This window comes from Heliorestis acidaminivorans (assembly GCF_008933955.1).
In the GTDB taxonomy this organism is placed as follows: domain Bacteria; phylum Bacillota; class Desulfitobacteriia; order Heliobacteriales; family Heliobacteriaceae; genus Heliorestis; species Heliorestis acidaminivorans.
The window spans coordinates 407,045-428,726 of record NZ_WBXO01000001.1 but is presented as its reverse complement, the minus strand read 5'-3'; the positions used below and the strand labels follow the sequence as shown (position 1 = coordinate 428,726).

At 41.8% G+C, this 21,682-nt stretch carries 18 protein-coding genes; 16 read left to right on the top strand and 2 right to left on the bottom strand.

The window, feature by feature from the left end; translation table 11 throughout:
- The first annotated feature begins 119 nt into the window (after positions 1-119).
- From lspA to F9B85_RS02035, 9 genes are all read left to right on the top strand, one after another.
- Complete coding sequence (gene lspA / locus F9B85_RS02075) at positions 120-608, top strand: signal peptidase II (RefSeq protein WP_243138032.1); 489 nt, start codon at positions 120-122, stop codon at positions 606-608.
- Positions 609-682: 74 nt separating this feature from the next.
- Positions 683-1,591, top strand: a complete 909-nt coding sequence (locus F9B85_RS02070; RefSeq protein WP_151618386.1) for an RluA family pseudouridine synthase — start codon at positions 683-685, stop codon at positions 1,589-1,591.
- 278 nt (positions 1,592-1,869) lie between these two features.
- A complete protein-coding gene (gene pyrR, locus F9B85_RS02065) occupies positions 1,870-2,418 on the top strand; it encodes a bifunctional pyr operon transcriptional regulator/uracil phosphoribosyltransferase PyrR (RefSeq protein WP_151617983.1) in 549 nt (182 codons plus the stop codon).
- Between the two features lie 81 nt (positions 2,419-2,499).
- A complete protein-coding gene (locus F9B85_RS02060; RefSeq protein ID WP_151617981.1) occupies positions 2,500-3,441 on the top strand; it encodes an aspartate carbamoyltransferase catalytic subunit in 942 nt (313 codons plus the stop codon).
- Positions 3,425-4,723, top strand: a complete 1,299-nt coding sequence (locus tag F9B85_RS02055) for a dihydroorotase (RefSeq protein WP_151617979.1) — start codon at positions 3,425-3,427, stop codon at positions 4,721-4,723. Before F9B85_RS02060 ends, F9B85_RS02055 begins: the two co-directional genes overlap by 17 nt.
- Positions 4,724-4,738: 15 nt before the next feature.
- Positions 4,739-5,830: a glutamine-hydrolyzing carbamoyl-phosphate synthase small subunit gene (carA, locus tag F9B85_RS02050; RefSeq protein WP_151617977.1), complete on the top strand. Its 1,092-nt coding sequence runs from the start codon at positions 4,739-4,741 to the stop codon at positions 5,828-5,830.
- Position 5,831: 1 nt separating this feature from the next.
- On the top strand, positions 5,832-9,053 hold the full coding sequence (gene carB / locus F9B85_RS02045; RefSeq protein WP_151617975.1) for a carbamoyl-phosphate synthase large subunit: 3,222 nt from the start codon (positions 5,832-5,834) through the stop codon (positions 9,051-9,053).
- A 21-nt stretch (positions 9,054-9,074) separates the two neighbouring features.
- A complete protein-coding gene (locus F9B85_RS02040) occupies positions 9,075-9,896 on the top strand; it encodes a dihydroorotate dehydrogenase electron transfer subunit (protein ID WP_151617973.1) in 822 nt (273 codons plus the stop codon).
- A complete protein-coding gene (locus tag F9B85_RS02035; protein ID WP_151617971.1) occupies positions 9,889-10,806 on the top strand; it encodes a dihydroorotate dehydrogenase in 918 nt (305 codons plus the stop codon). Before F9B85_RS02040 ends, F9B85_RS02035 begins: the two co-directional genes overlap by 8 nt.
- Before the next feature lie 135 nt (positions 10,807-10,941).
- Here the strand turns inward: F9B85_RS02035 and F9B85_RS02030 are convergent, their stop codons facing one another.
- Positions 10,942-12,147, bottom strand: coding sequence for an L-lactate MFS transporter (locus tag F9B85_RS02030; protein WP_151617969.1), 1,206 nt, complete (start codon positions 12,145-12,147; stop codon positions 10,942-10,944).
- Between the two features lie 294 nt (positions 12,148-12,441).
- Positions 12,442-14,247 (bottom strand): Rqc2 family fibronectin-binding protein, encoded by a 1,806-nt coding sequence (locus F9B85_RS02025; protein WP_151617967.1) that lies wholly within the window; start codon positions 14,245-14,247, stop codon positions 12,442-12,444.
- Positions 14,248-14,436: 189 nt separating this feature from the next.
- Here F9B85_RS02025 and F9B85_RS02020 point away from each other — a divergent pair, with 189 nt between their 5' ends.
- The 7 genes from F9B85_RS02020 to coaBC all read left to right on the top strand — a co-directional run bounded on the left by F9B85_RS02020 (position 14,437) and on the right by coaBC (position 21,672).
- Positions 14,437-17,232, top strand: coding sequence for a calcium-transporting P-type ATPase, PMR1-type (locus F9B85_RS02020; RefSeq protein WP_151617965.1), 2,796 nt, complete (start codon positions 14,437-14,439; stop codon positions 17,230-17,232).
- Between the two features lie 26 nt (positions 17,233-17,258).
- Positions 17,259-18,107, top strand: coding sequence for a diaminopimelate epimerase (gene dapF / locus F9B85_RS02015; protein WP_151617963.1), 849 nt, complete (start codon positions 17,259-17,261; stop codon positions 18,105-18,107).
- 225 nt (positions 18,108-18,332) lie between these two features.
- A complete protein-coding gene (locus F9B85_RS02010; protein WP_151617961.1) occupies positions 18,333-19,211 on the top strand; it encodes a YicC/YloC family endoribonuclease in 879 nt (292 codons plus the stop codon).
- A 112-nt stretch (positions 19,212-19,323) separates the two neighbouring features.
- Complete coding sequence (gene remA / locus F9B85_RS02005; RefSeq protein ID WP_151617959.1) at positions 19,324-19,599, top strand: extracellular matrix/biofilm regulator RemA; 276 nt, start codon at positions 19,324-19,326, stop codon at positions 19,597-19,599.
- The gene (gmk, locus tag F9B85_RS02000) at positions 19,586-20,209 is read left to right on the top strand and encodes a guanylate kinase (RefSeq protein ID WP_151618384.1); all 624 of its coding nucleotides are present in this window, start codon (positions 19,586-19,588) and stop codon (positions 20,207-20,209) included. Before remA ends, gmk begins: the two co-directional genes overlap by 14 nt.
- Before the next feature lie 39 nt (positions 20,210-20,248).
- Positions 20,249-20,458 (top strand): DNA-directed RNA polymerase subunit omega, encoded by a 210-nt coding sequence (gene rpoZ, locus F9B85_RS01995; protein WP_151617957.1) that lies wholly within the window; start codon positions 20,249-20,251, stop codon positions 20,456-20,458.
- A 2-nt stretch (positions 20,459-20,460) separates the two neighbouring features.
- Positions 20,461-21,672, top strand: coding sequence for a bifunctional phosphopantothenoylcysteine decarboxylase/phosphopantothenate--cysteine ligase CoaBC (coaBC, locus tag F9B85_RS01990; protein ID WP_151617955.1), 1,212 nt, complete (start codon positions 20,461-20,463; stop codon positions 21,670-21,672).
- Positions 21,673-21,682: the final 10 nt, after the last annotated feature.

Genomic DNA, 21,682 nt, shown 5'->3' with positions numbered 1-21,682 from the left:
TTGTCATAAAAAAGGTCAGCTTACGAGCTGGCCTTTTATTGATCTTGTCCGCTAGTTGCATCTCCCTAAGCCTCTATGCTAGAATGAAACGATTCTCCGAGGAGGGAGTGTATCTTTCTTTGAAAAAGTGGCTTCCCCAAAAGGTGTCTAATAAGGCTTTTTGGGTAGTTGTGTTGGCCTTAATAGTTTCCGATCAGCTCACTAAATGGATTGTTCAACAGCAAATGAACTTACACGATACTATCCCATTGATCCCCAACATATTCCACATCACATACATCTTAAATCCTGGTGCGGCTTTTGGCTTAATGGCTTACCAGAAAAGTTTTTTTATCGTCGTTACACTGATAGTGCTGTTAGCTATTTTATATTTTTATCGCAAAATACCACCAGAACAATCTTCTTTTCGCTTGGGACTAGCTTTTCAAGGTGGGGGCGCTACAGGCAACTTAATTGACCGAGTTAAAGAAGGCTATGTAGTTGATTTTATTGACTTTAGAATATGGCCTGTCTTTAACATTGCTGATATTGCCATTACCTTGGGCGTTATATTGCTCATCTATAGTATTGTAACTATGCCTGAGGAAGATGAAAAAATTTTTAAGTAAGAAGCGGGGGAGTGCCCGTGCCAGAAGATAAACAAGACTGGCTTCCGGAAGAACTAGACGGGGAAGTTGTTCAAATGTCCGTATTGCCTGAAGATGCAGGAACTCGACTCGATCTCTGGCTTTTCAAAAAAGGTATAGCTCCATCGAGATCACATGGCCAGATCTGGATTCGAGATGAATTGGTTATGAGGGCAGAAAAAATACTAAAAGGGAATTACAAAGTAAAAGCTGGCGATATAATTGTAGTAAAAAAACCTTTCCCACAGCCCGTGGAAATTGGTCCAGAAGACATTCCTCTAGCTATAGTTTATGAAGATGATGATCTTGTTGTGATCAATAAACCGGCTGGTCTGGTCGTGCATCCTGCTGAAGGAAACCAGACTGGAACGCTAGTCAATGCTTTGCTTTATCATATTAAAGACTTGTCTGGCATTAATGGTGAGATTAGGCCAGGAATTGTACATCGCATAGACAAAGACACATCGGGGCTTTTAGTGGTAGCCAAAAACGATGTGGCCCATATAGATTTAGCCGCTCAAGTAAAGGAACACCAAGTCAAAAGGGAGTATCTAGCTCTCGTTCATGGTATCGTGCCTAGTGAGACGGGAAGAATTGATGCGCCCATCGGAAGAGATCTGCGCGATCGTCAAAAAATGGCCGTTAATTCTAAAGGTAAACCTGCCGTAACTCACTTTTCGGTCAAAGAACGATTTCCTGTGCAAGGTGGTTTCTCCCTAATTCATTGTACTTTAGAAACTGGCAGAACTCACCAAATACGTGTTCATATGGCTTATATAGATCACCCTGTAGCTGGAGATCCCAAATACGGACCTCGCAAAAGTGCCTTTAATTTAACTGGGCAGGCCCTTCATGCTTGGCGACTAGAATTCCAACATCCTCGTCATAAGAAATTAATGTCTTTCGAACAAGAACCTCCTGAAGTTTTTCAAAAACTATTGGGTAAGCTAAGACAAAAGGATTGACAGGATTCGACAAGAGAATTACAATAGTCCTAATAAGTTTAGACCATCCTTTAACTCGGTCCTGTGAGGCCGCCAAGGTTGGCCATCGTGAACTATAGGATTGATACAAGTACTTCCCAAGGAAAGGTACTTACCTCTATGGTAGAGGTGTATTTTCTAGGGTAAGTTCTGCCTATAAGAACGAAAGCCTGTCTTTGTCGGTACTCGACCAAAGGCAGGCTTTTTTAGTTTATGTTGTTGCTGTACCTTGTTGCAAGAGGAAAGGGAGGGTGAATTCCATGAATTTACCGGATAAAGCCCAGTTAATGGACTCAGAAGGCATTCGAAGAGCTATAACCCGTATTGCACATGAAATTGTCGAAAAAAATCAAGGTGTAGAAGATCTTGTCTTGGTTGGTATTCGACGTCGTGGTGTCCCCTTGGCACAACGTTTGCGGGAAAAGATTTCTGACATCGAAAGCTTAAATATTCCTCTTGGCTCGCTCGATATAACTCTTTATCGAGATGACTTATCGACATCTCATGTACAGCCAATTATTCACAAAACAGAAGTTCCCTTTTCTATTGATGGAAAAATCGTAGTTTTAGTCGATGATGTTCTTTTCACGGGACGTACTGTTCGAGCGGCCTTAGACGCTTTAATGGATATGGGTCGTCCACAGGCAATTCAATTAGCTGTTTTAGTTGATCGCGGTCACCGTGAACTTCCTATTCGTGCAGATTTTGTTGGTAAAAATGTTCCTACAGCAAAAAAAGAAATCATTTCCGTTTGTGTCCATGAGATTGATGGAGATGATAGTGTTTCTATTCAGAAGTTACACCTCTGATGGAACAACAGAACCTCCCGGTTTTCCAGGAGGTATTTTTGTGAACAATTGTGCCAAAAGAGCAAAGGAGGCCATAGTCTGATGAGCTTTCAGCGCAAAGATCTACTTGGCTTACGAGGTATGACTGCTCAAGAAATAAGCTATATTCTTGATACGGCCTTGCCCATGAAAGACGTAATCCAGCGAGATATCAAAAAAGTACCAACTTTGCGAGGTAAAACAGTTGTATGTCTTTTTTATGAAGCTTCCACACGGACTCGTACATCTTTTGAATTAGCTGGCAAATACATGAGCGCAGACACCATTAATATTTCAACTTCAACTTCTTCGGTAGTTAAGGGTGAATCGCTTATTGATACGGGCAAAACAATTGATGCGATGGGTGCTGATATCATAGTTCTACGACATGGTGCTTCAGGAGCACCAGCTTTGCTTGGTAAACATGTTAAAGCTCGCATTATCAATGCCGGTGATGGTTTTCATGAACATCCTACTCAAGGATTGTTGGACATGCTGACGATTCGAGAGCGAAAAGGTACTCTTGAGGGCCTTACTGTGACTATCTTGGGCGATATTCTACATTCACGAGTAGCTCGGTCTAATATTTGGGGATTGACAACAATGGGTGCTAAGGTTCGAGTTTGTGGACCGGCCACCTTATTGCCACCGGAGATAGAGGCCTTAGGTGTAGAAGCTTTTACATCTGTAGAAGAAGCTTTAGAAGGTGCTGATGTTGTTAACGTATTGCGGATGCAATTAGAGAGACAACAAAAAGGACTTTTCCCATCGATTCGAGAATATGCTCGTCTTTTTGCTCTTAACAAAGAGCGACTTAAGCGCTGTAAATCTGATGTACTAGTGTTACATCCTGGACCGATGAATCGCGGCGTAGAAATTGCCAATGATGTGGCTGATGCTGATTTTTCTGCCATTGAAGAACAAGTCACGAACGGTGTGGCTGTGCGCATGGCCATACTGTACCTGATGATGGGAGGAGGCACTGCCAATGGCTCTGTACATTAAAAAAGGCAGAGTAATTGACCCTGCTAACGAAATCGATGAGATTAGAGACTTAAAAATAGATAATGGTAAGATTGTGGCTAGTGGACTTGCTGTAGCGGAGGAAGCTACGGAAGTTGATGAGGTCATTGATTGTGAAGGTATGCTTGTGATCCCTGGGTTGATTGACTTACACTGTCATCTTCGTGAACCTGGTGGAGAAGCAAAAGAAACTATTGCGTCTGGAACGAGAGCGGCCGCTCGAGGTGGCTTTACAGCTGTATCTGCTATGGCCAATACAGCTCCTGTCTGTGATAGCCAAAGTGGTGTTGAGTTTTTGCTCAAAAGAGCGGCAGAAACAGGTATAGTAAGAGTTTATCCCATCGGAGCAATAACGAAGGGACTAAAAGGTCAAGAGCTAGCTGAAATGGCTGATATGGCTACTTGTGGTGCTATTGCTTTTTCCGATGATGGCAAGACCTTATCTCGCAGTGATTTGATGCGTCAAGCTTTACAATATGCCCAGATGTGCCAGCGCTTGATTATCTGCCATTGTGAAGATGACGACCTAGTTCATGATGGTGTGATGCATGAAGGTTATTGGTCTACCATTCTAGGCCTTAAAGGTATTCCAGCAGTTGCTGAAGATATTATTGTAGCGCGTGATATTCAACTAGCTGAAGATACAGGATCAGCTGTTCATATTGCCCATGTCTCCACAGCTGGAGCTGTTGAATTAATAAGACAGGCTCGAGCACGTGGTGTCAATGTGACTGGCGAAGTTTGTCCTCATCATTTAGCACTTACTGATAGCGCTGTTGAAGGTTACAACAGTTCTACCAAAGTTAATCCTCCCTTACGTACAGAAAAAGATCGCCAAGCACTAAAAGAGGGTTTGCGTGATGGAACACTTACCATCTTAGCAACAGACCATGCGCCTCATACGACTGAAGAAAAAGCACGTGAGTATGCTTATGCACCTTTTGGCATCTCAGGCTTAGAAACAGCTTGGCCTTTATATTGGCGTGAGCTTATAGAAGAAAAAGTTATGACCATTTCTGAAATGGTTGCCTCATTAACTATCCATCCTGCCAAACGTTGTAACTTACCAGGAGGCACTTTATCAGTAGGAGCTCCTGCTGATATTACAGTGATAGACCCTAATATGGAAGAAAACGTAAGCCTAGAAGGTTGGGAATCACAAGGGAAAAACACACCTTTCTTAGGTTGGACTCTTCGCTCTTGGCCCATATGCACTATTGTCAATGGTCAAATTGTCATGAAGGATCGCAAAATCGTAGATTGAATGGAGGACAAGAACTTGAAAGGTTACTTAGTTTTAGAAGATGGTTCCGTCTGGGAAGGAAATGCCTTTGGCGCGGCGGGAAAGCAAATTGGTGAAGTAGTTTTTAATACCTCGATGACGGGATATCAAGAAGTTCTTACCGATCCTTCTTATTGTGGTCAAATTGTTGTTATGACCTATCCCTTAATTGGCAACTACGGTATCAACGATGATGACTTTCAGTCAGCCAAACCAGCATTGAGAGGCTTTATTGTCAAAGAATGGGCACAAGAGCCTTCTAACTGGAGAAGTCGTCAATGTGTAAACAGTTATTTGGAAGAACAAGGTGTTTTTGCACTTGCTGATATAGACACAAGAGCGCTAACGAGAAAAATTCGCAGTCATGGTGCACTTAAAGGAATTATGGTAAGTGGTCAAGAGGAAATCAATGTACCGGCTCTGCTAGAGGAGCTCGCCAATTCTCCATCTCTCACAGAACAATGTCTCGTCGAAGAAGTAACGGCCAAAGAAAAATTTACTTTAGCTGGTGATGGTCCTCGCGTCGTTGTAATGGATTTCGGTGCGAAACAAAGCATTCTTTCCTCACTTCATGAGCGAGGTTGTGAAGTAGTTGTTGTTCCTGCTACAGCAACAGCTGAGGAAATCAAAGCATTAGAGCCTGACGCTATTATGCTTTCCAATGGACCAGGAGACCCAACAGCCGTTCCTTATGCTATTGAAACAGTGCGTCAATTAATTGGCTATAAACCGCTCTTCGCTATTTGCCTAGGTCACCAGATTCTAGCACTTGCATCAGGTGCAAAGAGTTACAAATTACCTTTCGGACATCGTGGTGGCAACCAACCTGTAAAAGACTTGTCAACTGGACGTATCTACATTACTAGTCAAAACCACGGCTATGTCATTGATGGGGATACTCTTCCCGAACACGTAGAAATCTCTCATATCAATATGAACGACAACTCTTTAGAAGGTATTCGTTTCAAGAATGTACCAGCTTTCTCTGTCCAATATCACCCTGAAGCAGGTCCTGGACCAGGAGATTGCAACATGCTTTTTGATCAATTCATGGAACTGATTGAAGAACACAGTGAAAGGAAGGCCTAAGATGTCCAACACAAAAGAATTGCGTAAAGTTATGGTTATTGGGTCAGGTCCTATTGTGATTGGACAGGCCGCCGAATTTGACTATGCCGGTACACAAGCTTGCCGTGCCTTGAAAGAAGAAGGCTATGAAGTAATTCTAGTTAACTCCAACCCAGCTACGATTATGACTGATGCCAATATTGCGGATAGAGTATTCATTGAGCCCTTATCACCTGACTTTGTTGAAAGAATTATTCGCCAGGAAAAGCCCGACGGTCTATTACCAACCCTAGGAGGCCAAGTTGGTCTTAACGTAGCTCGAGCTTTGGCGGAAAGAGGTATCTTAGAAGAGTTAAACGTGCGACTCCTCGGTACTCCTCTTTCAGCTATTGAAAAAGCAGAAGATCGCGATCTTTTCAAACAAATGATGGAAGAAATTAATGAACCTGTACCACAGTCTACGATTGTGGAAACCTTAGAAGATGCTGTTGCTTTTGCTGAAGAAGTAGGATTTCCACTTATCATTCGCCCAGCTTACACCTTAGGTGGCACTGGCGGTGGTATTGCCGCCACCATGGAGGAGTTCAAAGCAGTAGCTGTTCGTGGACTGAAGCACTCTCCCATTACACAAATCCTAGTAGAACGCAGTGTAGCTGGTTGGAAAGAAATTGAATTCGAAGTAATGCGCGACAAAGCAGACAATTGCATTACGATTTGTAGCATGGAAAACATTGATCCAGTAGGTATTCACACTGGTGATTCTATCGTAGTAGCTCCGACACAAACTCTATCTGATAAGGAATATCAGATGTTGCGTGCCGCTTCCATTAAGATTATTCGTTCTCTGAAGATTGAAGGCGGTTGTAACGTACAATTAGCTTTGAACCCCAACTCTTTTGAGTATATTGTTATCGAAGTAAACCCACGGGTAAGCCGCTCTTCAGCCTTAGCCTCTAAAGCAACAGGCTATCCTATTGCCAAAGTAGCCGCCAAAATTGCTATTGGCAAGACTTTAGATGAGATTCAAAATGCAGTAACAGGCAAAACCTATGCTTGCTTCGAACCCTCAATCGATTATGTAGTTATGAAAATTCCTCGTTGGCCTTTTGACAAGTTCACAGGTGCTCAGCGTCGTCTGGGTACGCAGATGAAGGCTACTGGTGAAGTAATGGCCATCGATCGAAGCTTTGAGTCAGCGCTGCTGAAAGCTATTCGTTCTTTAGAAATGGGAGTCGTTGGTCTTTATCAAAAAGGCTGGGAAGCTCTTTCTGATGAAGAACTTAGTAAAGCTCTCGTGGAAGCAGATGATCGTCGACTCTTCGTCTTAGGTGAGGCTTTCCGCCGTGGTTGGACAGTACAACAGATTAACGATATCACAGCTATTGACCTTTTCTTCCTTCACAAAATGCAAAATATCGTGAACATGGAAAAAGAGCTAAGCAATTATCGCAATCAAGATATTCAAGCTTTACCACTGGAACTGCTCAAAAAAGCTAAAAAGATGGGCTTCTCTGACGCCGAACTAGAGCGCATTCTAGCAATTGATGAAGTTACTATTAGACAACATCGTTTGGAAGCAGATATTAAGCCAGTTTACAAAATGGTTGACACCTGCGCCGCAGAGTTTGAAGCTGAAACACCTTACTTCTACTCCAGTTACGAAAAAGAAGATGAAGGACCGAGAACAGATCGCCCCAAAATCGCAGTTATCGGATCTGGTCCTATTCGGATTGGACAAGGTATTGAGTTTGATTACTGTTCCGTGCACTCTGTCTGGGCTATTGGTGAGAAAGGTTACGAATCTGTTATTATCAACAATAACCCGGAGACTGTATCTACTGACTTTGATACTGCTGACCGTCTCTACTTCGAGCCACTCTTGCCAGAAGATGTAATTCATATCTTAAACAAAGAAAAGCCAGAAGGCATTATTGTGCAATTTGGTGGGCAAACAGCTATTAACTTAGCGGCACCTCTAGCTGAAGCAGGCTTCAAAATCCTAGGTACTTCTGTTGAAGATATAGACCGAGCAGAAGATCGCGACCGCTTTGACCAAGTTCTTATCGAACTAGGCATCGCTAAGCCTGCCGGTAAGACAGCCACTTCTGTAGAAGGAGCTCTTGCTGTAGCAAGAGATATTGGCTACCCTGTTCTGGTTCGTCCTTCTTATGTTTTAGGTGGACGTGCTATGGAAATTGTCTATAATGACAACGAATTAATGAACTACATGACAACAGCCGTAGAAGTTAACCCTAAGCATCCTGTGCTTGTCGATAAATACATGATTGGTAAAGAAATTGAAGTTGATGCTATTTGTGACGGACAAGAAGTTCTAATTCCTGGCATTATGGAGCACGTAGAAAGAGCAGGCGTTCACTCCGGTGACTCCATAGCTGTCTACCCAGCTAATAACCTTTCTGAGCATGTCGTTAACAAAATCATCGAGTATACGACCAACCTAGCATTACACCTCAATGTAAAAGGTGTCTTGAACATTCAGTATGTACTTCATGACGAGCAAGTATATGTTATTGAAGTAAACCCTCGTTCTAGTCGTACAGTTCCCTATCTCTCCAAAATCACCAACATCCCTATGATTAACATTGCCACACGTATTATCTTAGGAGAAACGTTAGCGCAACAAGGTTATAAGGGCGGTCTTGTGCCCCCACCACCTTATGTGGCTGTTAAAGTACCAGTCTTCTCTTTTGGTAAGTTAGTGGACGTGGAGACTTCTTTAGGGCCTGAAATGAAATCTACAGGTGAAGTAATGGGTGTCGATGTGAACTTCCATAAAGCATTCTACAAAGCCCTTGTAGCTGGCGGTATGGATATTCCATCTTCAGGAACAGTCTTAGCTACTATTGCTGACAAAGATAAAGAAGAAGCAATCGCTTTGCTCAAAGAATTTTCTGAACTGGGCTTCCCCATTATGGCTACTGGTGGAACGGCTAAGGCTCTACAAGAAGCAGGTGTTCCTGTAGAAGCTGTCAACAAAATTGGCGAAGGCTCTCCTCATATTATTGACTTGGTCAAAGAAGATAAGATTCAATTGATTATCAACACTATGACCAGAGGAAAAGAGCCACAACGTGATGGATTTAAGATTCGTCGTGCCGCTGTTGAACACTCAATTCCTTGCTTAACTTCTCTCGATACAGCTGCTGTGTTGTTGCAGACCTTGAAAGCAATGCGCGAAGGCGATGATTTTGATATGATTCCTCTTCAAGAATATCTGGCCTAAATAGGAAAGGCGGCGATATAAGTGCAGCCTATACTTTATCATGCTACGGTACTTGAACAAGAAGAGCTAAAACCTGCTATTTTTCGAATTCGTTTTATGGCTCCTGAATTGGCCCGGCTATGTCAACCGGGTCAGTTCATCCAAGTAAGAGTTAATGCTATGGTCGATCCTTTATTGCCTCGTCCCATTAGCATTCATGACTTTGATAGTGAAGCAGGCACAGTCACTTTACTTTATCACCGAGTAGGCAAAGGAACAGCTATCTTAGCTCAATGCCAACCTGGCGAGCAAGTAATGATCTGGGGACCCTTAGGAAGAGGCTGGACACTGCCAGAGGCTCAAGACCTGCCAGCAGGAGACCTTTTACCTATATATGTAGCTGGCGGCATTGGCGTTGCGCCTTTATTGTCGCTAGCTAAAGCATGGAGCAAAGTTGGCAAACCTGGCATTTTGCTTTGCGGTGGTCGTTGCGAAGAACAGCTTGTAGCCCTAGAGGAATTCCAAGCTCTAGGCGTAGATGTAGACCTAGCGACAGAAGATGGTTCTGCTGGTCATTGCGGTCGAGTAACTGCTCTTTTTGACCATCTGCCCTTGTTAGGGAAGATGCCACTTCTATATACTTGTGGCCCTAAAGGTATGCTTAAAGCTATTCATGAATTGGCTCTCCAAAAAGGTTGGCCTTGCCAAGTTTCTTTGGAAGAGCGCATGTGTTGCGGTCTAGGTGCTTGCCTTTCCTGTGTCTGTAAAAGAGAAGCAAGTCAAGAAGGTAAAACTTGGACTCATGCCAAGGTTTGCACCGATGGTCCTGTTTTCTGGAGTAAAGAGGTGATTTGGGATGACTGATCTCAAAGTTAATCTTGGTGGCCTAGCAATGCAAAACCCAGTGACGACAGCATCGGGAACATTTGGCTTTGGGTTAGAATACGCACCTTTTGTGGATTTACGTCGACTTGGTGCTATTGTTGTCAAAGGAACGACGCTAGAACCACGAGAAGGTAATGCTACACCGCGTATGGCTGAGACTCCGGCAGGAATGCTTAACGCCATTGGCTTACAAAATCCAGGTATTGATGGTTTTATTAAGCAACACTTGCCAGCTTTACAACCTCTCGGAACACCGATCATTGTGAATATCAGTGGGAACACCTTAGAAGAGTATGGCCAACTTGCGGCCATGATTGATGCTTGTGAAGGTATTTCTGCCATAGAAGTAAACATATCTTGCCCTAATGTAAAGCAAGGTGGCATTCAGTTTGGTACTGTTCCTACTATGGCCGCTGATGTGACAAAAATGGTTCGTGAGCATACCAAAAAACCTGTCATTGTTAAACTATCACCTAATGTAACTGATATTACGGAAATGGCTAAGGCTGTTGTCGATGTCGGAGCTGATGCTATTGCTTTAATCAATACGCTTCTAGGAATGGCTATTGATACTAAGCAAAGAAAGCCTCAATTGGCTAATATTTTTGGTGGTCTTTCGGGACCTGCTGTAAAACCAGTAGCTTTACGCATGGTCTATCAGGTTCACCGAGCTCTTCCCGCCGTACCTATCTTAGGTATGGGAGGGATCACAACGGCAGAAGATGCTATTGAGTTTATTATGGCTGGTGCTACTGCCATCGCTGTAGGAACGGCCAACTTTGTTAATCCGAAAGCAACTATAGATATATTAGAAGGTATTGAAGCTTTCTGTCTTCAAGAAGGCATAAATACTCTTCAAGACTTAGTTGGTGCGGCCCATAGTAGTTAGATGATAATTATAATAAATAGTCAAAAAAGGAAGGCTTTCATCGATAGCCTTCCTTTTTTTGCAAAAAAAAGACCTCCCCTTATAATAGGGAGGCCTGCTTAGGCAAAATTATTTCAGGCGAAGTTATTGAGAGATTTATGCCAAAGCTTTTCGTCCTTTTTCTTCTGCAGGGGCCTTTAGCATGGCGGCTAATACTGTTGCGATGGCCGCTAAAACAGCGGCAACTACATATGCTACTGTGTAAGTGCCGGTGGAATCGACCATATAGCCAGCTAGCATAGGACCGAAAACACCACCAACACCCCAACCTGTAAAAATTACGCCATAGTTAGTACCTAAATTTTTCGTTCCGTAATAATCAGCAGTTGTTGCTGGTATTAAGGCAATAGATGCGCCATAAGCAAAGCCAATTACAATCAGTGCAGACGCTATCATGTAGGGAGATTCGATAAAGTTAAGTAAAACTAAGACTAGAGCGGCAGGAGCAAAAACATAAGTCATTGTTTTGGTACGACCGAGGTTGTCTGATAGAGCTCCAGAAGCTAAACGGCCACCTGCGTTGGCGACAGCTAGAATAGCTACTAGGATAAAGCCCCACTGAGCGCCGCTTAAGCTCATGATTTTGGCGGCATGACCAATTACCATCAGACCAGACATGGCAATACAAGCAAAGATAAGCCAGAGATAATAGAACTGAGATGTTTTGACCATTTCAGATACACTATATTGATGTCCTTGAAAAGCAGTTGTAGCACCAGCACCTGTATTTTTTGGTGTTGGAGGTGGTACAAGAAGCTGGGCCAACAAAACACTAATAACCATAAAAGAAAGACCTAAAATGAGAAAAGACTGTTGAATTCCATAGTTATTTAACATATATGTTGCTAAGGGGGAAGCGTAGATAGGAGCTCCACCAAAACCTGTTACAACAATACCTGTAATTAAGCCTTTTTTGGCTGGTGGAAACCATTTGATAGCTGCCGGAGTTGCGGCGGCATAGGCTAGTCCTATACCTGCACCTGTCAAAATACCAAAGGCTAGCATAACAGTCGTTGGTGTAAGGGATAGACTGGCGATAACTAGGCCAAGACCACATAGAGCACCACCGACGGTAGCAACTATACGAGCTCCAAAGCGGTCTTGCATACGACCAGCAGGCCACATAAGTAAGGCAAACATACCAATTGCTAAAGTGTAAGGTAAAGTAGCTTCAGTATTAGTCCAATTGAGAGTTTCTGTTAACTCTTTAGCAAAAACGCTCCAAGTATAAAGGATACCAAGGGTAAGATTGATTCCCAGACCCGCTAGAACGACTAGCCAGCCCCGCGACGATGAGTTCATTAGTTTCCTCCTTAGCTATTGAAACAGTGGCATCAATTATGTTGTCATTCATCATCAGTCTATGAGTTTTTACAACCAATCATACAAGGGTCAACTCATTGATAAGGACCATGGATTTTCTTTTTTTGGCTTTTTCTCTCTTTTTTCTCTACCAAAAAAGCGCCAAAAAATGCCCTCCCTCGCCATAACCGTTTAACATTGTATAGGATAATACAAAAAAGGACAAGTATTTTCTAAAAATTAACGTAATTATGATATTACACACACTTCTGTCTTTTTAGCGACTTGTATTTTTTATAAATTGCTAGTTTTCTCGTAGATCATTTGTGGATTAGCCATAATCGTCTGTTGATGATCATAAATTACAAAACCAGGCTTAGCTCCCGATGGTTTGCGTACAAAACGACGCTCAGTGAAGTCCACAGGAACTTTTGTACTTTGGCGGCCCTGGCTGTAATAAGCGGCGTAAGCGGCCGCGATTTCCAAAACTGTAGCAGGTACATCTTTATCTTGACGACGTAGAATAAGTACATGAGCTCCCGGAATGTCTTTTGTATGCAGCCAAAGATCTTTATCACGACCTAATTTCATTGTTACATATTCATTTTGACGGTTGTTGCGACCGATCAAAATCGTCCACCCTTCATACTCTACCTTTAGAGGTTCAGGAGGGGGAGCAGCTTTTTGCGTACTTTGTGACTTTTGCTTTCCTTGTTTTTGTTTCTTTTGTTTTACTTTCTCTTTTTCTTTTTCTTTTTGCCAGTAACCTTCTTGAACAAGCTCTTCTTTGATTTCTGCTAACTCTTCTAAAGATTCACTTTGCTCAAGCATGGTTAGAATAGAGCTCAAATATTGGAGCTCATTTTTTGTTTTTGCTAGTTGTTCTGTAGCTTGCCGTACTGTTAATGTTGCTTTGTTATAACGACTATAATATTTCTGCGCGTTTTCACTAGGCGAAAGAGCTACATCTAAAGGAATTTGGTGAATTTGTTCTGGCCTTTCTAAGTCATAAGCCTGTAGTACCTTTTCGCCACCTTGTAATTGATAAAGATTAGTAAGAATTAGATCGCCCCAAGTGCGACAGATAAGATATTTTTCCGCTTCTACTATATCTTGAGTCTGACTAACTTGCTTACGTTGTAGTTTATCCCATTCAATAGCTACTTTTTTTTGCAAACTTTGACGAAGTTGATTAGTTTTATCGATACTTTCTTTCCCATGATAGAAAGCATCGAGTGTTTCGTTAATACTTTCTTTTTCTGTTTTACTTAAAGTTTTTTCTAAATGCTGAAGAGGCCAGGGAGCGAAAGTTTTTAGCTCATCTCCAGCCCAGTATAGATAACTTTCTTTTTCTTTTTTGTCAAGATACTGTAATAGTTCTCTAAAAGCGATGATAATTCTTCCAAGTTCGTAATTACCACATTGGTCTGCAGTAATTTCTGCATTGAGACCAGCTCGGTAAATTATCTCTTGTGTTGTTTCCATACTAAGTCCAGCAATTTGTTGCTGTAATACCTTCACAACTTTTTTATCAGGTTCTGTATAGAGAAGCGAAGCTAGTAGTTCATCATTAAGCTGATTAGGAGCAATTTTGTTTTGAGCAGGTGGGAGGACGTAGGGTCGGCCCGGTAAGACTTCACGATGTCGACTAAGTGCATGACTGTAGCGTCGCAACCCATCGAGAATAGCAGATGATTCTTCATCTACTAGAATAAGGTTTGAGTGGCGACCCATGATCTCCAAGATTAACTTTTTCTCACTTCGACCTCCTAGCTCATCTTTCCCTTCAACTGTAATCATCACAATGCGTTCCCAGGGAATTTGTTCGATTTTTTTAACCCGTCCACTTTCTAAGTGTTTTCGCAAAACCATGCAAAACAGAGGAGGTTGGGGCGGGTTTGTTTTATTTACTTTAGTCATATGAAGGCGCGCTGTCATGGCCTGAACTGATAGCAACAAACGCCAATGCTTAGCACCGGTTCTCCCTAGAATATGAATCTCTTCTGGTAAGGGTTGTACTATGCGATCAATCCGTCCTGTAATTAAGGTTTCTTTTAATTCATCAACAATGTGATGAAGTGTAATGCCATCTAAGGCCATTTTGTTTGGACCTCCTTTGATTCATATTGATCATACCATGACCCTTTTAGTGGAGCAATTGAGAAATTACCATCTTTGTAGCTACTTTCTTGCTTGTCCTCGTCATGGAAAGCTTTTCCTGAACATAGTCATGAAAAAGAGAAGCATCAGCTTAGCTTTTTATTACCTTTCCACTAAGGAGGAACAGTCATGGGAAGAGAGAGCCCTGTCGATGGTAAGGACAAGTCACAGTCCTTAAGGGACAAGCCTTGGCATCAATTCACAACAGAAAAAGTACTACATTACTTTGAAAGTAATCAAGATAACGGTTTGTCCGAGCAGGCCGCCAAAGAGAGGTTAGCTTACGTAGGTCCTAATTGCCTAAAAAAAGCAGAGAGTGAGCCACTGTGGAAAAAACTATTGAATCAATTTCAAGATTTTATGATTCTTGTTTTGCTTGGCGCAACTCTTTTTTCCTTTTTCTTAGGTGAAATTGTTGATGCTGTTACTATTTTGGTAATTGTTGTTATGAATGCCCTGCTTGGCTTTGTTCAGGAATATCGAGCTGAAAAGTCCTTAGAAGCTTTGCAAAAGCTTACAGCACCTGAGGCTAAAGTGCTTCGTGGTGGACAAGTAAAAAAAATAGCGGCAGAAAAAGTTGTGCCCGGCGATCTTGTCTTTTTAGAAGCTGGTGATCGCGTACCGGCCGATTTAAGATTATTGGAACTGTCCGACCTCAAAGTAGATGAAGCGGCTCTTACAGGTGAATCGATTGCTGTTAGCAAGCAAATCGAAAGCATAGATGCTAGTGAGACAAGCCTAGGCGATCGAAAGAACATGGCTTATGCCGGAACTATGGTTACACAAGGTCGTGGTCAAGGCCTTGTTGTGGCCACTGCAATGGATACTGAGATGGGTAATATAGCTAACTTAATGGAATCAGTGGGCCAAGATATGACACCTTTACAGCGGCGTCTAGAACATTTAGGTAAAGTTCTTGTTGTACTATGTCTGCTAATCTGTACACTCGTTGTGTTAATTGGTTTATGGCAAGGAGAGCCTATCTATCGAATGCTCTTAGTTGGTGTTAGTCTTGCTGTAGCCGCTATTCCTGAGGGTCTGCCTGCTATTGTAACGATTGCACTAGCTATTGGTGTCCAAAAAATGATCAAAAATAGGGCGATTATTCGCAAGTTGCCAGCTGTAGAAACATTAGGTTGCGCTACCGTGATTTGTTCAGATAAGACAGGCACGTTAACACAAAATGAGATGACTGTTCGCGAAATGTTCCTTCCAGGTCAGAGTGATACGATAAAAGTTGATGGACAAGGCTATGAACCTATCGGTGCTTTTAGAATGCACGGAGAAGTCTTAAAAAACAAAGTTATAATAAAAGATCTTTTACGTGCGGCAACTATATGTAATAATGCGGTGCTTAAAAAGCCCAAAGGATCGTTATTACCCAAGAAAGAGGGCTCTTGGCAGATTCAAGGTGATCCAACGGAAGGTGCTTTAATGGTTTTAAGTGCTAAAGGAGGAATTTACCGTGAAAATGTAGAAAAAGAGTTTGAAAGAATAAGAGAGATCCCTTTTGACTCCAATCGCAAGAGAATGGCGGTCATTGTTAAAAACTCTTACCAGCGTTATTTTTCTTACGTCAAAGGAGCTCCTGAAGCAATTCTTAACCTTTCTTCAGCCGTGCAAAGAGATGGACAAACTTACTCTTTATCGGAAGAAGAAAAGCAGTCTTTGCTTTTAGAGAGTGAGAAGATGGGACAAAAAGCTCTGCGTGTTATAGCGCTAGCTTATCGAGTTTTACCGCACCTTGATATTACCGATGAAGATGTAGCTTCTAAGGCTGAAGAAAATTTGATCTTTCTTGGTTTTGCAGGCATGATGGATCCACCAAGACCAGGAGTTCAAAAAGCTGTACAACGTTGTCAGCGAGCGGGCATTAAGACGGTGATGATTACTGGAGATCACCCTGTTACTGGCCTAGCTATTGCTAGAGAATTAGGAATTGCCAAAAGCTCTCAAGAAGTGATTGTAGGTCATCAATTAGATAAAATGACTGATAAAGAGCTTATTGAGCGTGTAGAAGGGACTTCTGTCTTTGCCCGTGTTTCACCAGTCCACAAGCTTCGTATTGTAGGAGCTTTCAAAAAACAAGGTCAAGTTGTTGCCATGACAGGCGATGGTGTTAATGATGCTCCAGCTGTAAAAGAAGCAGATATTGGTATTTCTATGGGTAGAACAGGTACTGATGTAACGAAAGAAGCTTCTTCTATGGTTTTGGCTGACGATAATTTTGTAACTATTGCTACTGCTGTACAACATGGACGAACTATATATGATAACATACGTAAGTTTATCCGTTATTTATTGTCTTGCAATACGGGAGAAGTTCTTGTTATGTTTTTGGCCAGCCTCATGGCTATGCCTTTACCTCTTTTACCAGTACAACTGCTATGGGTTAACTTAGTTACTGATGGATTACCAGCATTAGCTTTAGGTTTAGAAAAGTCTGAGCCTGATGTAATGGAACGCTCACCACGGCATCCTCAAGAAAGTATTTTTTCAAGGGGACTTGCACAGAAGATTCTCTTTTGGGGAGCATATTGTGGTGTTGCTACACTAGCAGTTTTCTCTTATGGAATCTATCTTGGTGACTTAGATTTAGCCAGAACGATGGCTTTTTGTACACTTACTTTTTTTCAACTTTTTTATGTTTTTGACTGTCGCTCCGAAAAATACTCTATCTTCGAACTGGGGTGGACTAGCAATCCTTATTTAATTGGGGCAGTCGCTTTATCAGCCCTTATGCAAATAGCAGTCGTATATATTCCACCCTTACAATTGATTTTTCAGACTGTTCCTCTTGAGATCTCTCATTGGCTTGTTATACTGTTTATGGCAGGAGGATGGCTTCTATTGGCAGGAATCTGGCATTTCCTTAGCCGCAGAAATCGCTTAGTACATCAATCTCCTGTGGATTTGAAGAAATAGAATCAGAAAGGTGGCACCTGTGCAAAATGGAATTTGTAAAAATGCACGGATTAGGTAACGATTTTGTAATTGTTGATGCGAGAAAAAGTCCTTACTTAGAGCACAAAGATTGGGAAGAGGTAGCAATCAAAGTTTGTGACCGCCACTATGGAATCGGCGCTGATGGACTGATTCTGGTTCTTCCTTCTGAAATTGCTGACATTAGTTGGAGAATTATTAATCCTGATGGTTCTGAACCGGAGATGTGTGGCAATGGTATTCGCTGTTTTGCCCGTTATGTTTATGAGAGAGCTATTGTAACGAATAAGATTATCAAAGTAGAAACCTTAGCTGGCATTATTGTTCCTGAGATTCAGGTAAATGATGAAGGCAAAGTAGTAGCCGTGAAAGTAGATATGGGAGAACCTATCTTCGAAAGAAGCAAAATACCAATGACTGGTCATGCCGATAAGGTCATAGATGAAGAGATTGATGTAAATGGCAATACTGTAAAAATAACCGCTTTATCAATGGGCAATCCTCATTGTTTAATTTATGTTGATAAGATAGATCAAGCCCCCTTGACGGAGTGGGGTCCTCTAGTAGAAAAGCATCAAATCTTCCCCAAGAAGACTAATGTAGAGTTCGTAGAAATACTTAACAGAAATGAAGCCCATATGCGTGTCTGGGAAAGAGGTGCAGGACCTACCCTTGCTTGTGGTACTGGAGCTTGCGCTACTCTAGTAGGCTCTGTGCTAAATGGTTACCTTGATCGTCAAGCAACAATTCACTTGCCTGGCGGAGATCTTGAGATCGAGTGGGATGAAGGTAGCAACAAAGTTTTTATGACTGGCCCAGCTGTTGAAGTCTTTCAAGGGAATTATCCATTGGAATAAATAATAATTATTAATAGGGTGTCGTCATTTCGCTAGGAATCGGTTATAGTTAGTATGGGGAAGGCTATTTCCGTATTGCTTCGATTGTAGAGACGGAGCAGATTCGAGAGGCACTGGCACGTATGAAAGAAGCGATTAGAACAGCGGAATTATAAAAATTGCTTTTATCGAGGCCAGCTATTCTGGCCTCGATTTTTGTTACAAATAATGAGGTGACGCAAGGACATGATTAAGAGCATGACCGGTTATGGTCGTGGAGAAGCAGTCGGTTCTGGACAACAGGTAACTGTAGAAGTGAAAGCGGTCAACCATCGCTATTCCGAAGTGGTTGTGCGCATCCCACGTACCTACATGTCTCTTGAAGAAGCTATCAAAAAACAATTCCAAAAAGGTGTATCTCGTGGTAGAGTTGATGTTTTTGTAAATATAGAACAACTTGGTGAAGTAAATGGAAAGGTAAAGGTTGACAAGAATTTAGCACTACAGTATTATCAATCTTTGAAAGAGTTGGCAGAGGAACTGAGTCTTCCTAGTGATTTTTCTGTTCATCAATTCATTAATCTTCCTGAAGTTATCACATTAACTGAAGAGGAAGAGGATTTAGAGGCACTTTCGGAATTAGCTAGCAAAGCTGCTCAAAAGGCTTTAGATAGTCTTTTGTCCATGCGCATTAATGAAGGCACTGTTCTCTATGAAGATCTACTAAATAGAATTGAGCTTATCAAAGATTTAACAGAGAAGATCAAAGAGAGAGCACCTTTGCTCGTCGGTGAATATAGACAAAAGCTACAAGAAAGACTCAAAGAATATCTCGATCAGATTCCTGTGGACGAGCAGAGAGTGGCCATAGAAGTGGCGTTATTTGCCGATCGTGTGAGCATAACAGAAGAGTTAGTTCGATTATGGAGTCATCTAGAGCAATTTGAGAAGGCCCTTAACTTAAAAGAGCCAGTTGGCCGGAAGCTAGATTTTATCATTCAAGAAATGAATCGAGAAGTTAATACTATTGGTTCTAAAGCAAATGACTTAGAAATTTCTCGGCATGTTGTCAACTTTAAAAGTGAGCTGGAGAAAATCAGGGAACAAGTTCAGAATGTAGAATAAGGTATTAAGAGACTTATGTATGAGTCACCAGGTAAAGTCTTAGACGTAAAAGTTCTTTAATACAGGGGATTGCAGACATTCATCGCTACACTGGGCTTAGGGGGATAAGGCTGTGGATATAAAGTTGATCAACATCGGTTTTGGCAATATCGTTTCGGCTAACAGAATAGTGGCTATTGTAAGTCCTGAGTCGGCACCGATAAAACGGATTATCCAAGAAGCACGGGATCGGGGCATGCTAATTGATGCTACCTATGGAAGACGTACACGAGCTGTAATTATTGTTGATAGCGATCATGTCATTTTATCAGCAGTACAACCTGAAACGGTGGCTCATCGACTTTCAATTAAGGAGTCGGTACAACATGGAGAGGATGGAAACGACTAAAGGTGCTCAGATCTTGGACTCTTGGTTAGCACGGCTGAACCGAGGTGTACTTATTGTTGTTTCAGGACCTTCTGGGGCTGGTAAAGGCACACTTTGTCGAGCTTTGCTCGAAAAAGAAGCAGATATTATGCTTTCAATATCAGCAACGACACGAGCACCTAGAAGTGGAGAAATAGACGGTGTCCATTATTTTTTCTTAGAAAAAAAAGAGTTTATTCAAAAAATCAACGCAAATTCTTTTTTAGAATGGGCTCAAGTTTATGACAATTATTATGGGACACCTCGTGAAAAAGTGGAAGAGTACTTAAGTCAAGGCAAAAATGTTCTCTTAGAGATCGATATTCAAGGCGCTTTACAAGTAAAGAAGCATTACGAGGAAGCGGCACTTATCTTCATCGCTCCACCTTCACTAGAAGAACTAGCTAAAAGGATTTACGGTCGAGGAACTGACAGTACTGAAGTGATTCAGAAACGATTACGTTTAGCTTCTGAAGAATTGGAGTATATTGACAAGTATGATTACTGCATCATAAATGATGAAGTAGAAAAGGCGACGGAGCGCTTGCGAGCTATTGTGGCGGCAGAGCGAAGTCGAATTTATCGATTCTAAATGAATTTTTTGCGTAAATACAGAGGAGGCCTTCCCAAAATGAATCAACCATCTTTAGATCGTCTCATGGAAAATGTAGATAGCAAATATGCTTTAGTCGTCTTAGCGGCCAAAAGAGCACGAGCTCTGACAGAAAAAAAAGATTCCCTACCAGAACAATATAAGAACAAAAAAGCAGTTACTTTAGCCCTTCAAGAAATTGTTGAAGGTAAAGTGAAGTATGAACAACCGAAGGGCGGCATCAAATAGCCTTGAACAGTCATTGTCTACAAGGGAAAAGAATTGTAGTTGCCGTTACAGGTGGCATTGCGGCCTATAAAGCTTGTGATCTCGTTAGTCGTTTGATCAAGCTAGGCTCTGATGTGCAAGTTATTATGACGGCTGGGGCTACGAAATTTGTTACGCCTCTAACTTTTCAAACTTTATCTCGTAACAGAGTAATTACAGAAATGTTTGAAGAACCGAAGGAATGGAATGTTGCTCATGTGTCTGTCGCAGAAGCGGCAGACCTTTTCGTCGTTGCACCAGCTACAGCTAACTTAATTGGAAAGCTAAGAGCAGGTATTGCTGATGATTTTCTAACTACTTCCTTGTTGGCGACGAAAGCACCTTTATTGTTAGCACCTGCCATGAATGTAAATATGTATGATCACCCTGCCGTTCAAGAGAATATGGAAGTTCTGCGCAGGCGGGGCATAATGATCTTAGACCCCGCTGAAGGTCTTCTAGCTTGTGGTGTCGTTGGTAAGGGAAGATTGGCGGAAGTAGATCAGATTCTAGATAGAATCATGGAAATTATGAGTCACTCTCAAGCTTTAGCAGGCAAAGAAATACTCATTACAGCTGGTGGGACAAGAGAACCTATAGATCCAGTGCGCTATCTTACCAATCGTTCTTCCGGTAAGATGGGTTACGCTTTAGCGGAAGAAGCAGTCGCTCTAGGTGCAAGTGTTACTTTAATATCAGCCCCTACGGCATTACCGGCTCCGAGACAAGTAAATGCTATTTATGTCGAAAGTGCCAAGGAAATGCGTTCAGCCGTGCTGGAGCGTTATAACAAAGTAGACGTAGTCATTAAAGCGGCCGCCGTTGCGGACTATCGACCCTTAAAAGAATATGATCGGAAAATAAAGAAAAAAGATGATCGATTTATTCTAGAACTAGTTAAAAACCCCGATATACTAGCTGAACTCGGTCAGAATAAAAAAGATCAAATTCTTGTTGGTTTTGCCGCTGAAACAGATGAACTAGAAAAATACGCCCAAGAAAAGGTGCGTTCCAAAAACTTGGATTTGCTTGTAGCTAATGATGTAACTATTCCTGGAGCAGGATTTGCTGTAGATACGAATATTGTTACATTGTTTGATAAAGATGGACAAGCTGAGCCTTTAGCTATAATGAGTAAAAAAGAAGTAGCAAGACGAATATTATTAAAAATTAAAGAACTTTTATCACAACGATAAAAAAGAGAAG